The organism is Novosphingobium sp. TK71 (genome assembly GCF_055361505.1).
Genome location: NZ_CM143962.1, coordinates 2746339 through 2759678, shown reverse-complemented (window position 1 = coordinate 2759678; position 13340 = coordinate 2746339). Strand labels below are relative to the sequence as shown.

Annotated in this window: 12 protein-coding genes; 5 read left to right on the top strand and 7 right to left on the bottom strand. The window is 65.4% G+C overall.

What is annotated here, in order from left to right:
- The first annotated feature begins 41 nt into the window (after nt 1-41).
- Nucleotides 42-1529, top strand: a complete 1488-nt coding sequence (locus ACXJ16_RS12905; RefSeq protein WP_463920786.1) for a PQQ-dependent sugar dehydrogenase — start codon at nt 42-44, stop codon at nt 1527-1529.
- A 98-nt stretch (nt 1530-1627) separates the two neighbouring features.
- On the opposite strand, the gene ACXJ16_RS12900 is transcribed toward ACXJ16_RS12905, so the two are convergent.
- Both ACXJ16_RS12900 and ACXJ16_RS12895 read right to left on the bottom strand, forming a co-directional pair.
- Nucleotides 1628-2455: a DUF815 domain-containing protein gene (locus ACXJ16_RS12900; protein ID WP_054442046.1), complete on the bottom strand. Its 828-nt coding sequence runs from the start codon at nt 2453-2455 to the stop codon at nt 1628-1630.
- Nucleotides 2452-4200: an acyl-CoA dehydrogenase family protein gene (locus tag ACXJ16_RS12895; RefSeq protein ID WP_324697500.1), complete on the bottom strand. Its 1749-nt coding sequence runs from the start codon at nt 4198-4200 to the stop codon at nt 2452-2454. Before ACXJ16_RS12895 ends, ACXJ16_RS12900 begins: the two co-directional genes overlap by 4 nt.
- Before the next feature lie 64 nt (nt 4201-4264).
- On the opposite strand from ACXJ16_RS12895, the gene ACXJ16_RS12890 reads away from it, so the two are divergent.
- On the top strand, nt 4265-5212 hold the full coding sequence (locus ACXJ16_RS12890) for an L-threonylcarbamoyladenylate synthase (RefSeq protein WP_185998330.1): 948 nt from the start codon (nt 4265-4267) through the stop codon (nt 5210-5212).
- A gap of 6 nt (nt 5213-5218) precedes the next feature.
- Here the strand turns inward: ACXJ16_RS12890 and ACXJ16_RS12885 are convergent, their stop codons facing one another.
- From ACXJ16_RS12885 to ACXJ16_RS12865, 5 genes are all read right to left on the bottom strand, one after another.
- Nucleotides 5219-5545 (bottom strand): DUF6726 family protein, encoded by a 327-nt coding sequence (locus ACXJ16_RS12885; protein WP_054442044.1) that lies wholly within the window; start codon nt 5543-5545, stop codon nt 5219-5221.
- 152 nt (nt 5546-5697) lie between these two features.
- On the bottom strand, nt 5698-6231 hold the full coding sequence (locus ACXJ16_RS12880; protein ID WP_054442043.1) for a CarD family transcriptional regulator: 534 nt from the start codon (nt 6229-6231) through the stop codon (nt 5698-5700).
- Between the two features lie 343 nt (nt 6232-6574).
- On the bottom strand, nt 6575-6913 hold the full coding sequence (gene fdxA, locus ACXJ16_RS12875) for a ferredoxin FdxA (protein ID WP_054442042.1): 339 nt from the start codon (nt 6911-6913) through the stop codon (nt 6575-6577).
- A 15-nt stretch (nt 6914-6928) separates the two neighbouring features.
- Nucleotides 6929-7225: an RNA-binding S4 domain-containing protein gene (locus ACXJ16_RS12870; protein WP_054442041.1), complete on the bottom strand. Its 297-nt coding sequence runs from the start codon at nt 7223-7225 to the stop codon at nt 6929-6931.
- A gap of 21 nt (nt 7226-7246) precedes the next feature.
- Entirely contained in the window at nt 7247-9844 is a 2598-nt protein-coding gene (locus ACXJ16_RS12865; RefSeq protein ID WP_463920785.1) for a helicase-related protein, read from the bottom strand.
- A gap of 209 nt (nt 9845-10053) precedes the next feature.
- On the opposite strand from ACXJ16_RS12865, the gene ACXJ16_RS12860 reads away from it, so the two are divergent.
- The 3 genes from ACXJ16_RS12860 to ACXJ16_RS12850 all read left to right on the top strand — a co-directional run bounded on the left by ACXJ16_RS12860 (nt 10054) and on the right by ACXJ16_RS12850 (nt 13315).
- The gene (locus ACXJ16_RS12860; RefSeq protein WP_463920784.1) at nt 10054-11652 is read left to right on the top strand and encodes a peptidoglycan DD-metalloendopeptidase family protein; all 1599 of its coding nucleotides are present in this window, start codon (nt 10054-10056) and stop codon (nt 11650-11652) included.
- Between the two features lie 87 nt (nt 11653-11739).
- Nucleotides 11740-12735 (top strand): porphobilinogen synthase, encoded by a 996-nt coding sequence (hemB, locus tag ACXJ16_RS12855; protein WP_463920783.1) that lies wholly within the window; start codon nt 11740-11742, stop codon nt 12733-12735.
- Between the two features lie 4 nt (nt 12736-12739).
- Nucleotides 12740-13315, top strand: a complete 576-nt coding sequence (locus ACXJ16_RS12850; RefSeq protein ID WP_463920782.1) for a GNAT family N-acetyltransferase — start codon at nt 12740-12742, stop codon at nt 13313-13315.
- Nucleotides 13316-13340 lie beyond the last annotated feature (25 nt).

Sequence of the window (13340 nt, the reverse complement as noted above, 5' to 3'; positions counted from 1 at the left end):
TCCTTGTTGCCGCCTAGGCGCCACCGGCTTATTTCAGCTTCATGCGCTCGATCCTCACGAAAGTCGCCCTAGCCCTCGTTGTCGTCATCCTCGCCATTGTCGGGGTGATCGCCTGGGCCCAGTACTCCAACACGTCCGACCTGCCGTTCAGTGACACGGTGGGCAAGGACCCCAAGCTGGTAGAGCCTGACCCGCAATGGATTCCCAGCGTGAAGCTGGTCGAAACCGTGGGCTGGGCCGCCAATGAGGCACCCAAGGCAGGGCAGGGCCTGGCCGTGGCACGCTTCGCCGAAGGGCTCGATCACGCCCGCACCATGCTGACTCTGCCCAATGGCGACGTGCTGGTGACGGAAACCAATGCGCCTGCCGGCAACAAGCCCAAGGGGCTGACCGGCACGGTGATGGGCTGGATGTTCAACAAGGTCGGCGCCGGTGAGGCTTCGCCTGACAAGATCGTCCTGCTGCGCGATGCCGATGGCGACGGGAAGGCGGAGCAGCGCTTCGACTTCCGCAGCCAGGACATGCATTCGCCTTCCGGGATGGCCTATCAGAACGGCCGGCTCTACATCGCCAATCACGACCAGGTTCTTGAATTCGCCTTCCAGCCCGGCGCCACCAGGCTCGACGGAAAGCCCCTTCGCAAGCTGATGGACCTGCCTGCGGGCGGCAACCACTGGATGCGCAACCTGCTTCTGAGCCAGGACGGCAAGCAGCTCTATGTCACCGTCGGTTCTGCAACCAATATCGCCGATGACGGCATGGAAGCCGAAACCGGGCGCGCCGCAATCTGGGAGATCGATATCGATACCGGCCGTCGGCGCCAGTTCGCGGCCGGGATGCGCAATCCTAATGGACTGGGCTGGAACCCTTCAACGGGAGAGATGTGGGCCACGGTGCAGGAGCGCGACATGCTCGGCCCGGATCTCGTGCCTGACTATTTCACCAATGTCCCGGTGGGTGCGCAGTATGGTTGGCCCTGGGTCTACTGGAAGACGACGTTCGATGAGCGTGTCCAGTGGCCGATGCAGACCTACATGCTCGAATATACCCGCAAGCCCGAATATGCGATGGGCGCTCATGCCAGCGTGCTCGGCATGGTCTTTGCCAATGGCGGCAACCTCATGGGCACCAGGTTCGCGAACGGGGCCTTCATCGCTCGCCACGGTTCCTGGAATCGCCGCCCTGCCGTGGGCTACGACGTGGTCTTCGTGCCGTTCGACGCCAACGGCAATCCGCAGGACGTGAAGCCGGTTCCGGTGCTTACCGGCTTCCTCAAGGACGATTCGCATACGCATGGTCGCCCGACTTGGCTGGCATGGGACAAGACCGGAAGCCTGCTCGTGAGCGACGATACGGCAGGCACGATCTGGCGCGTGCAGTCGCCCGGTGCAAAGCCCTCCGAAGCGATCAAGCTTGTGGAGACCGAGCACCTCAAGCCGCTGGAGGAAATCAAGGACCCCACGGTTCCGGGCGCCGTCGGCGGGCTGGAAGCGGGGTTCAAGAAGGAGCCCGACAAGCTGCTGCCCTGACCGGGCCTCGAGATCGCGAACAAGAAAAGGGGGCCGAAAGGCCCCCTTTTTGCAAGAATGAATAGAGGAGAAAGCGGGCGCTTCGGCGAAGCGCTCCGTCAGATCACCTTTCCGGCACGGCCGGCCACTTCCGTAACGTACTGCCAGGCCACGCGGCCCGAACGAGCGCCCCGGCGGCGCGACCATTCCAGCGCGTCATGCTCGTCGAAGGCCAGGCCGAACTGGCGGGTATAGCCTTCGATGATCGCGAGGTAGGAAGGCTGGTCGCAATTGTGGAAGCCGATGGAGAGTCCGAACCGATCGGCAAGGGCAAGCCGGTCGTCCACCACATCGCGGGTGTTGATCGGATCGTCCTGCTCGGACATCGAGCGGGAGACGATGGCCCGGCGGTTGGCCGTTACGGCAAGGCGCACGTTGTTCGGCCGAGCCTCGACGCCGCCCTCCAGCCACGAACGCAGCAGGCGCGGTCCAGCGCCGTCGTTCTCCTCGAATCCGAGATCGTCGATGAAGACGAGGAACTGGCGATCCACCTTGCCAAGCAGGGCGAAGAGGGTGGTCACGCCGTGAAGGGCCTCCTGCGCCACTTGCACCAGCGCGATGCGGCCCGGATGGGCGGCCTGGGCCGCCCGGATCGACGCGCGCATCACAGCGGACTTGCCCATCCCGCGCGAGCCCCAGAGCAACATGTCGTGAGCGGCATAGCCGGCGGCCAGACGCTCGACATTGCCGACCACGCGTTCTTTCTGGGAATCGATGCCGCGCAGCAGGTCCAGCGGCGGCGCGAGAAGTTCGGCCACGCCGCGGGCTTCGGCCCCGGTCCAGACGTAGGCGGGATGGGCGAGCCAATCCACTGGCGCGGCAGGGGGCGGCGCCAGACGTTCGAGGGCCTGGGCGATGCGGCTGAGAACTTCGATCTGGTCGGTCATGCTGTCAATTCTTCGCTCGTCAGTTCGTAGAGAAGGCTCGCACCCTTCTGGGCCTGGGCGAGGTCACCCATGGCTTCGGGCACCAGATGCTCGATAAAGTACCGGGCGACCACCTTTTTCCGCTTTGCGAAAGCAAGGGGTACGTCTGCGGAGGGGAGGGCATCGGCCTGTCGGCGAAGCTGCCATCCTGCAACGGCAATGGCGCAGGCGTTGAGGAAAGGGACGCTGGCGGCCAGTCGATCGTCCAGGCTACCGGGATCGATCAGGTGTTCGGCAGTCTGGCGGCAAGACTCGGCGAGTTCCTGCAGTGCCAGCACGCCGTGATCGGTGGCATAGGCGTGGATGTCGTCCATCAGCGCGAAGAACACGCCGCCGCGCTCCATGCCGAGCTTGCGGGTAACCAGATCGGCGGCCTGAATGCCGTTGGTACCTTCATAGATCGGGGCGATGCGGGCATCGCGGTAATGCTGGGCGGCGCCGGTCTCCTCGATGAAGCCCATGCCGCCATGGACCTGTATGCCGATCCCGGCCACTTCGACCCCCATATCGGTGCACCACGCCTTCACCAGCGGCACCAGCAATTCGGCACGCAGGCGCGCTTGATCACTGCCGAGGCTTGCCTTGTCGAGCTGGCCGGTTGCGTAATAGAGCAGGGCGCGGCCGCCTTCGGTGAGCGCGCGCATGCGCAGGAGCATCCGGCGCACGTCGGGGTGCTCGGCAATGGGAACCGGGGTCTTGTCTGCCGAACCGGCGCGGGCTGACTGCACCCGTTCACCGGCATAGGCCATGGCCTGCTGCATGGCGCGTTCGGCGATCTCGACGCCTTGCGCGCCGACATTGATGCGGGCGTTGTTCATCATCGTGAACATGCAGCGCAGGCCTTCGTTCTCCGCACCGATGAGTTCGCCGATGCATTCGCCATTGTCGCCATAGCTCATGACGCAAGTGGGCGATGCATGGATGCCCAGCTTGTGTTCGAGACTCACGACCTTGAGATCGTTGCGGGCGCCAAGAGCGCCGTCATGTTCCACGTGGAACTTCGGGACGATGAAGAGCGATATTCCGCGCGAGCCGGCCGGGGCGCCGGGGGTGCGGGCAAGAACGAGATGGACGATGTTTTCGGCCAGTTCGTGTTCGCCCCAGGTGATGAAGATCTTCTGGCCGACGATGCGGTACTTCCCGGCGTGGGGGCCATCGTCGATCGGCGTGGCGGTGGTGCGCAGTGCGCCGACATCGGAACCCGCCTGCGGTTCCGTGAGATTCATCGTGCCCGACCACTCGCCGCTGACGACGCGCGGCAGATAGAGCCGCTGCTGCTCTTCGCTGCCATGGTGAATCAGCGCTTCGATCGCGCCTACCGTGAGCATCGGCAGCAGCGAGAAGCCCATGTTGGCGCTGCCGAGGCATTCCAGCGCTGCAACCGCAAGCGAGAGGGGGAGGCCCTGTCCGCCGAACTCTTCGGGCGCCGAAACCGCATTCCAGCCAGCATCCACGAAATCGCGATAGGCCTGCATGAAGCCTTCAGGCAGCACGACCTTGCCTTCGACGATCCGAGCGCCCTCCGTATCGCCCTTGCGGTTGAGCGGAGCCCATTCGCCTGCCGCGAAGGCGCCGGCGCCTTCCACCACGGCCTGCACGACGTCGGGGCTGGCATCGGCGAAGCGTTCGGCGGCGGCAAGCTCCTCCATTCCGGCATTGACGCGCAGCGCCAGGATCTGGTCGGTGCTGGGGGGCGTGTAGGTCATCTGGTCAATCATCCTCTGCGCGGTTTTTCTTGGCTTTCCGGGTCGTGCGCTATAGCGGCGAACTATGGAGCGCAACCTCGGACCCGAACTGCTGGCGGCAGATCAAGCTGGTGTAGAGCGTGCCGCGCATCTGCTGCGCGAAGGCAGGCTGGTGGCAGTGCCGACGGAGACTGTCTACGGGCTCACCGCGCGCGCGGACCGGGATGAATCGGTGGCAGCGATCTACCGCGCCAAGGGCCGTCCCAGTTTCAATCCCCTGATCGTGCACATCGCCGACCTTGCATCGGCGCAGGCGCTTGCGGATTTCGACGAGCGGGCGCTGCGCCTGGCGCGGGCGTTCTGGCCGGGTGCGCTGACCATGGTACTGCCGCTGCGTGAAGGCGCGCCGGTTGCGGCCGCAGTCACCGCGGGCTTGCCGACCGTTGCCTTGCGCTGTCCGGCCCACCCGGTGATGCGGGCGGTGATCGCGGAATCGGGCCTGGCGCTTGCCGGCCCGTCGGCGAACCGGAGCGGCGGGGTGAGTCCGACATGTGCGGAGCATGTGGTGGCCTCGCTTGGCGGAAATGTCGACGCGGTTGTCGATGGCGGTGCCTGCGAAGCGGGCGTGGAATCCACGATCGTGGCGCTGCGCGAAGAGGGGCGTTGGCAAGTGCTTCGGCCGGGACCGATTCCCGAAGCGCATATCCGCGAGATTCTGGGTGTCGATAGCGACGCCGTGACGTCACAGGCCATCGAGGCTCCGGGACAGCTCGCGAGCCACTATGCCCCGGGCAAGCCGGTCAGGCTGAATGCCGATATGGCGGAGCAGGACGAATTCCATATCGGCTTCGGCAAAGTGGCGGGGGATGTAAGCCTGTCGCCTTCGGGAGACCTCATCGAAGCGGCTTCGCGGCTCTATGCGCTCCTGCATGAAGGTGCGGCGGCGGATCAGCCCCGCATCGCGGTGGCGCCGATTCCCGGTGAGGGTGTCGGGGCAGCAATCAATGACAGGTTGAGCCGGGCAGCCGCCTGATCGGGCTCAGCGCCTCTGCTGTACCGCGCCAGGCATGAGGTACTGCATTTCGGCATAGTCATCGCGGGCCTTGTTGCAGGCCTGGCGGTCTCCCCGATCGCACTGGCGCAAGTGCTTCTGGTACTGCCGCTGCATCTTCCCCAGCTTCTCCTCCTGCTCCCGCATCCGGCGGCCGCGTTTCTCATCCGCTTCCGACTGGCTCGTTGTCACGGCGTCGACCGCCGAGCCTGCAACGCGGACGGGGGCGGTCACGATCTTGCCTGCGGTGCTGAGGCAACCGGACAGCAAGAGGGCGGCGGCGGGAGCCAGAAAGGGCAGGGCGCGTGGGTTCATCGCGGACAGGCTCTCATGACAAGACTGTCGCGGCAATGAACATCGATATCTCCATCATTGCGGGCAGGCCGTCATGCCGACAAAGCGCAAACGAAAGGGGCCGCTTCCGGGAAGGAAGCGGCCCCTTTGCGTGCGAGTAGCCCTGCGTCTGTTCAGACTGCTTCAGCGCTCTCGTAGTACTTCGGCGCATACTCGTTGAGGATCGCGAGGATCTTCTTCAGAGCTGCCGGTTCATCGGTCTTTTCCATGGCCGCGAGTTCGCGGGCCAGACGCGACGAAGCCGCTTCGAAGATCTGACGTTCGGAATAGCTCTGTTCCGGCTGATCGTCGGCACGGAACAGGTCGCGGGTCACTTCGGCGATCGAAACGAGATCGCCCGAGTTGATCTTGGCTTCATACTCCTGGGCGCGGCGCGACCACATGGTGCGCTTTACCTTGGGCTTGCCCTTGAGCGTGTCGAGAGCTTCGCGCAGGGTCTTGTCCGACGACAGCTTGCGCATGCCGATCGATTCGACCTTGTTCACAGGAACGCGCAGGGTCATGCGCTCTTTTTCGAAACGCAGCACGTAGAGGTCGAGCTGCATCCCGGCAATTTCCTGCTTCTGCAACTCGATCACACGGCCTACGCCGTGCTTGGGATAAACGACGTAATCTCCAACATCGAAGGCATCGGCCCTGGTTGCCATGTATCGTCCTTTCACCTGCAGAGGTTCGTTGCCATACCTACGGTGAGAGAAACCCGGGTGGATGCGACTGTGAAAACGCAAAAGCGCCTTCGCCGCCCGGTCAGATTACTCTCCCAGCCGTTTGCTTTTCGAACCCTGCCTCGCAATGAAAATGCCTGCCAAACGGGCAGAAGGCCCGGGCAGTTGGGGTATTATATAGCATCGATGTGATAAAATTACCAGAGGCGAGCTAACGGTTAGCCGTTGCCCGCCCCAGGGTGTGCCGATGCGGGTCAGGAGGGCCCGCCAAGTGCCTAATACGCTAGGGAAACCGGTTCCCTGGCGCAAGGTTCCGTGTCGAAGATCAGTCGCCTTCGCCAGGCTCGGGCGAGAAATATTTTTCGAGCTTTCCTTCCTCGCCGCGCATTTCGTCCGCGTCTTCCGGCGCGTCCTTCTTGGTGGTGAGGTTGGGCCATTCCGCCGAATACTTGGCGTTCAGTTCGAGCCACTGCTCAAGCCCGCTCTCGGTATCGGGCAGGATCGCTTCGGCGGGGCACTCAGGCTCGCAGACGCCGCAGTCGATGCATTCGCTGGGATTGATGACCAGCATGTTCTCGCCTTCGTAGAAGCAGTCCACCGGACAGACTTCGACGCAATCCATGTACTTGCACCGGATGCAATTGTCGGTGACGACATAGGTCATGGCTGCGTATTCCTCTTAGAAGGCCTCGTTTCGGTTGGCCGCTGCTATGGGAACATCGGCCCCCGCGTCAAGCACTCTGTAGCAGGCTTGCACCTCGGGGGCAGGGCCGCGGCGCTCCGGAAGGGAAAGGATTTCTATCACCCTGACGCCTCCAGCTGTCGGAACGGTGAGCACATCGCCCGGCCCGACCTTCTGATGGGCCCGTTCGACGCGGCGGCCGTTGAGCCGGATATGGCCGTCTTCCGCCATGGCCTGGGCAAGGGGGCGCGTTTTGGTGAGGCGCAGGAACCAGAGAAGCTTGTCGATCCTCATTCTTGCCCTGCCTCCCTATCGCTATCGGCCCCGGCCCGCACCAAGAAGCTCGCCAAGTGCCGCAAAGGCGCCGTCGCTGCGCTGGGGCGCCGGCCGGATTTCCTCGGCTTCACGCCGCGGCGGACGCCAGCGCCAGCGCACCGGTGCCGGAGGGCCATAAGCGCCTTCCGCCAGTGGACGCGGCACCAGCGCCTGAAATCCGCCAATCCGCAGCAGGCGGGCGTAACTGGCGGTCGTCAGGCCCATCGACACCGCACGTGCCGGATCCAGGGAGAACGAACGGGAAGGGCCCCTGTTGCCGTTGCTGTTGGCGTTGCCGCTCGCGCCGCTCCGTGCCTCGTGTGCCTCGCGCAGCAGTTTCTCGGCCATGTCGAGGCGCACGAGTTGCTTGCCGAGGTCCCGGTATCCCGGAGTGTTGTGACGCTTCGCCGAATCCATGGCGGGCGGCATTGCCGGATCTGGCGGATTCCCGGCACGGCTGCTTCCGGCGACCCCTGCGAGCTGGCGCCATAGCGCGATCGGTCCGGGGCGCAGCATGGCGGGAACGAACAGGTCCAGCGCGCCGACGCGCACGCCGAGCCTTGCCAGCATCGTGCGCCGCGCCTTGTCGACCCGGTCTACGCCCGATCCCTCGCGGGGAATCATGCCGCCGCGATCGACCAATGTGATGAGCAGCGCGCGCAGTTCCGGCCCGGCATCCTCGGCCCGGCTTGCCTCATCCAGCTTTCGCAAGGGGGCGAGCGGTTCGAGCGCCGCTTCCAGCCAGGCTTCCAGCGCGGCCACCAGTTCCTTGCGGGCAGGGGCGGGGATCGTGTCGAGCACGCGGTCGGGAATCAGCAGGGGGGCTAGCAGCGAACGGCCCGCCGAAAGCGTGGCGATCTTTTCGCCTTCCCAGCTCAGTTTGCCGTTTTCGAGGGTGAGCGGAGCCACGCCCTCGTGAATCGCGGCGGTAAGTGCGGCGGCGCGGGACTGGAGCAGGGCCGGCAGGTGCCGTTCGGCGGCCGCGAGCAGCAGCTTGCGGTCGGAAAGGCGGGCGGCGGGATCGACCTGGAAGGCAAAGCCGTGCAGCGAGCCGATGTGCTCGCCTTCGACCAGCACTTCCTCGTCTTCGAGGCGGACTGAAAGCAGTCCGGCATCGGGGCCGAGTTTCTTCATGAGCACAGCGGTCCTGCGGTTGATGAATCGTTCGGTAAGTTTGCCATGGAGGGCATCGGAAAGGCGAGCCTCTACCGCACGGGCGCGGGCGGCCATTTCCTCACGGGCGAGAACCCAGTCCGGGCGCTGGGCGATATAGGCCCAGGAGCGGATCGCGGCGATGCGGCCCTGTAGGGTGTCGATGTCGCCGCCGGTAATGTCGAGCCGGGCAATCTGCTGGGCCATATAGTCAGCCCCGAGTTCGCCGTGGCGCAGGTCCTGCCAGAGCCGCGCAACGAATCGGGAATGGGTCTCCACGCCCTGCTGGCGAAAATCGGGCAGGCGGCAGACTTCCCAGAAGCGGCGCACCATGGCGTGACCGCGCACACTGTCTGCAACCTGATTTTCGTCGGCAAGGCGCTTGAGCACGGCGAGGTCAATCGCCTCGGGCGCGAGGACGAGCCCATCGCGGTGGGGCGGCGTTTCGAGGTCGGCGATCAGGGTTGCCACGCTGTCGAACCGGGGGTCCGGCTCGCGCCAGAACAGCTTGGTCAACGGAGGGAAGCGGTGCTCTTCGATCGCGTAGACTTCGTCCGGTTCGAATTCCGAATCATGCCCGCCGGAGCCGGTGAGCGTGCCGAAGGTGCCGTCCTTCTGGTGGCGGCCCGCGCGTCCGGCGATCTGGGCCATTTCCGAAGTGGTGAGCCGCCGGTGGCGCTGGCCGTCGAACTTCGAGAGACCGGCAAAGGCGACATGTTCGACATCGAGGTTGAGCCCCATGCCGATAGCGTCGGTGGCGACGAGATAATCGACCTCGCCGGACTGGTACAGCTCGACCTGGGCATTGCGCGTCTGGGGGCTCAGCGCGCCCATGACGACCGCGGCGCCGCCACGGAAGCGCCGCAGCATTTCCGCAATCGCGTAGACCTGCTCGGCCGAGAAAGCGACGATGGCGCTGCGCGGCGGGATGCGGGAGAGCTTTCTGGCCCCCGCGTGAGAGAGCGTGGAGAAACGCGGCCGGGTTATCACCTCGACACCGGGCACCAGCGCTTTGACCATCGGTTCCAGCGTGGAGGAACCGAGAATCATGGTCTCCTCCCGGCCGCGCGCGTGAAGCAGGCGGTCGGTGAAGACATGGCCGCGCTCGCGGTCGGCGCCGAGCTGGGCTTCGTCGATGGCCACGAAGGCGAGGCTGCGCTCCGTCACCGGCATCGCTTCCACCGTACAGAGAAGGTAGCGCGCATCCTTGGGTTCGATGCGTTCCTCGCCGGTGATCAGGGCGACGTTCCGCTCGCCCTTGATCTTGCAGACCCGGTCGTAGACCTCACGCGCAAGCAATCTGAGCGGGAAGCCGATGGCTCCGCTGGAATGGGCGCAGAGACGCTCTATGGCGAGGTGGGTCTTGCCGGTATTCGTGGGACCGAGCACGGCCTTCACCCCGCAGGGGGCGTCGTTTCGCGACGAGACATGCCGGCCGTGAACCATTGCGAGGCCGAATGTGGCACTGCCTCCAGCCCCCCGCAAGTCTCGGCTCATCGAAAACCGGGGTGGAAATCCACAGTGTTAGCTGGAGATTAACCTTGAGGGGGCAGAAGGTCGCCCCATGAGCCGCCGGTTCGCGGGATCAGGCCGGGGCCGACAGGTCGTTTGCAGCACGCGCCGCAAGTTCGGGCGTGAACGCGGGAAGTGGCAATTTGTTCAGGGCACAGGATCAGGGTGGCGATGTCGCGGCGCATGTCGCGGCGCTCTCGCACGACCAGGTGCTGCACGATCATGCGCCGGCATCCGGCGTTTCGATTCCCGGAAAACCGCCGATCCTGACCTGCTGGAAGCAGGGTATCGAACGCTGGTGCCATGATGCCGAGATCGCGCCGGACCTGGCCTGCGACATCGGCAGTCGCCGCTGGTTCCGGGGGCTTGCCACGCTGCTGGGCCTCAGTGCCGCGGCCATTGCCATGTGGCCCGATTTCGCCGCGGTGGAAGCGGCCACCGCGATGCCGATTGCCGATCGCAGCCGCGACGAATTTCGCAGCCAGACCATTTCACCGCTGGCGCTGGGTGCCGACAGCGGCCGCCACATGGGTGCGAGCCCGCTGGTGCGTCCGCTGGCCGGGGTGCCGGAGCGTCCCTCGATCCAGATCGTCTCGACGCTGGCGCAGGGGGACAGTTTCGCCCGCATGCTGGAGCGGGTTGGCGTGGGGGCGACGGACGTCTCGCAGATTGCGGGGCTCGTGAGTCAGGCCGTGCCGTTGGGCGATCTTTCCTCCGGCACGCGTTTCGACATTACCATGGGTCGCCGCCCGACACCGAACGCTCCTCGGGCGATGGACTCGATGGATTTCCGCGCCCGCTTCGATCTCGATGTTTCGGTGGAGCGTGGTCCCGGCGGCAACCTTGCGCTGGTGCGCCATCCGATCCGCGTGGACGAGACGCCGCTGCGCATTCGCGGCACGGTGGGTTCAAGCCTTTACCGTTCCGCCCGCAATGCAGGCGCGCCGGTGGGGGCGATCCAGTCCTACCTGCGCGCCATCGACAAGTATCTGAGCCTGGAAAGCGACATCGCCGCGCAGGACCAGTTCGACATCGTCGTTGCCTACAAGCGCTCCGCCAAGGGCGAGCGCGAGGTGGGAGAACTGCTCTATGCCGGGCTCGATCACGGCGGGAAACCGCGCGTGCAATTGCTGCGCTGGGGCAAGGACGGCGAAATGTTTGCCGCATCCGCGCTTACCCAGGCACGAGGGGCGCCGGGAGGAATGCCGGTCGCCGGGCACATGACCTCGCCTTACGGCAAGCGCCGTCATCCAATTCTCGGCTACGTTCGCATGCACGCCGGGATCGACTACGGCGCGGCCTATGGCTCGCCGATCTATGCCGTGGCCGACGGCGTGGTGAACTTTGCGGGACGGCATGGCGGGCACGGCAATTATGTGCGCCTGAGCCACGGAGGCGGACTCGATACCGGCTATGGCCACATGAGCCGTATCGCCGTGGCCCGAGGCGCGCGGGTCAAGGCCGGGCAGGTGATCGGCTATGTCGGCTCGACGGGCCTTTCCACCGGGCCGCATCTTCACTTCGAAGCCTATCGCGGGGGGCAGACGATCAATCCGTCGGGTCTGCGTTTCATTTCGCGACCGCAGATCGACGGCAAGGAGAAGGATGCCTTCAAGGGGCGAATGAACGCGCTGCTCGGCGTCCAGCCCGGCGAGGCGCTTGGCGATATCGCCGCCCCTGCCGACGGCCCGACCGAAGCGCAGCGCGAGATCGACCGGCTGGCCCCCAAACCGGCCGAATAAGGGCGCTGCCGTTTCGCACAACCTGGGTTGATGCCTTGGACAGTCCGTCTCATTGAACCGCCTGCGCTTTTCCGGCAATCACCCTGCATGACCGGAGCATATCCCCACACCCGCCTGCGCCGCGCGCGCGCCACGGCCTGGAGCCGCGCCATGCACCGTGAGACGGTGCTGACCCCTGCCGACCTGATCTGGCCGGTCTTCGTGACCGAGGGTTCGGGCGTCGAACAGCCCATCGCCTCGCTGCCGGGCGTGTCGCGCTGGTCGGTGGACCTGATGGTCCAGCGTGCCAGGGAAGCGGCGGATCTCGGTATTCCCTGCCTTGCGCTGTTCCCCGACACCCAGCCCGACCGGCGCAGCGATAATGGCGCCGAAGCGCTCAACCCCGACAACCTCATGTGCCGCGCGCTGCGCGCCATCCGCGATGAACTTGGCGACCGGATCGGCCTGCTGACCGATGTCGCGCTCGATCCCTATACCACCCACGGGCAGGACGGGCTCGTGGACGACGACGGCTATGTGCTCAATGACGAGACGGTGGAAGTGCTGGTCGGCCAGTCGCTGAATCAGGCGCGGGCAGGGGCCGACATCATCGCCCCCTCCGACATGATGGACGGCCGCATCGGCGCCATTCGCGATGCACTGGAGGACGAGGGCTTCGTCAACGTCCAGATCATGAGCTACGCCGCGAAATATGCCTCGGCGTTCTACGGTCCGTTCCGCGACGCGGTGAACACGCGCGGCCTGCTCAAGGGTGACAAGAAGACCTATCAGATGGACCCGGCCAATGCCGAGGAAGCGCTGCGCGAGGTCGAGATGGATCTCGATGAAGGCGCCGACAGCGTCATGGTCAAGCCGGGCCTGCCCTATCTCGATATTCTGCGCCGGGTGAAGGAAACCTTCGAGGTTCCCGTTTTCGCCTATCAGGTTTCGGGCGAGTACGCGATGATCGAGGCGGCGGTAGCGGCCGGCGCGGCGGACCGCGATGCGATGGTGCTGGAAACCCTTCTGGCCTTCAAGCGGGCGGGTGCTTCGGGCGTGCTGACATATCACGCCGTCCACGCCGCACGCCTCCTGCAGAAGTGACGTCATGACGGCGTTCCGACTGGAGACGGACCGTCTGGTGCTGCGAAACTGGCAACCGGGCGACATCGCGCGCTTCGCCGAAGTCACCAATACCCCGCAGGTCATGCGCTGGCTGGGCGGGGTGATGGATGCGGAGCGGCTGGCGGCTTCGGAAGCCCGGATGCTCGGCTTCCATGAAAGCTGGGGGCACACGTTCTGGATCGCCGAGCGGAAGGCCGATGGCGGTGACCTGTCCGGGGAGATGCTCGGCTTTTGCGGTCTCAAGAAGATCGACGCGCCGGGGGCTTCGTTCCTCGGCGCGTTCGAGATCGGCTGGCGGCTGCGCAGTGACTCGCACGGCAAGGGCTATGCGAAGGAAGCCGCCGGCGCCTCGCTCGATGCCGGCTTCGGGCAGTTCGGCGCGGAGGAAATATTCGCCATCACCGTGATCGAGAACGAGCCGAGCTGGGGGCTCATGCGCCGTCTGGGCATGCGTCGGCGCCAGGAACTCGATTACGACGACTTGCGCTTCGAGCCACCGCTGCGGCACACCATCGTTTATTCGATCACGCGCGAGGAATGGGCCGCGCAGCCGCGCTGAACCGGCGCGGCGGGAAGAGGGCAGG

What these genes read in the sequence shown, in the direction of transcription:
- ACXJ16_RS12865 (WP_463920785.1), bottom strand. Translation starts at nt 9,844, where the DNA reads ATGGTTCACGGCCGGCATGTCTCGTCGCGAAACGACGCCCCCTGCGGG.
- ACXJ16_RS12885 (WP_054442044.1), bottom strand. Translation starts at nt 5,545, where the DNA reads ATGAACCCACGCGCCCTGCCCTTTCTGGCTCCCGCCGCCGCCCTCTTG.
- hemB (WP_463920783.1), top strand. Translation starts at nt 11,740, where the DNA reads ATGACCGGAGCATATCCCCACACCCGCCTGCGCCGCGCGCGCGCCACG.
- ACXJ16_RS12880 (WP_054442043.1), bottom strand. Translation starts at nt 6,231, where the DNA reads ATGGCAACCAGGGCCGATGCCTTCGATGTTGGAGATTACGTCGTTTAT.
- ACXJ16_RS12900 (WP_054442046.1), bottom strand. Translation starts at nt 2,455, where the DNA reads ATGACCGACCAGATCGAAGTTCTCAGCCGCATCGCCCAGGCCCTCGAA.
- ACXJ16_RS12905 (WP_463920786.1), top strand. Translation starts at nt 42, where the DNA reads ATGCGCTCGATCCTCACGAAAGTCGCCCTAGCCCTCGTTGTCGTCATC.
- ACXJ16_RS12895 (WP_324697500.1), bottom strand. Translation starts at nt 4,200, where the DNA reads ATGACCTACACGCCCCCCAGCACCGACCAGATCCTGGCGCTGCGCGTC.
- fdxA (WP_054442042.1), bottom strand. Translation starts at nt 6,913, where the DNA reads ATGACCTATGTCGTCACCGACAATTGCATCCGGTGCAAGTACATGGAT.
- ACXJ16_RS12870 (WP_054442041.1), bottom strand. Translation starts at nt 7,225, where the DNA reads ATGAGGATCGACAAGCTTCTCTGGTTCCTGCGCCTCACCAAAACGCGC.
- ACXJ16_RS12890 (WP_185998330.1), top strand. Translation starts at nt 4,265, where the DNA reads ATGGAGCGCAACCTCGGACCCGAACTGCTGGCGGCAGATCAAGCTGGT.
- ACXJ16_RS12850 (WP_463920782.1), top strand. Translation starts at nt 12,740, where the DNA reads ATGACGGCGTTCCGACTGGAGACGGACCGTCTGGTGCTGCGAAACTGG.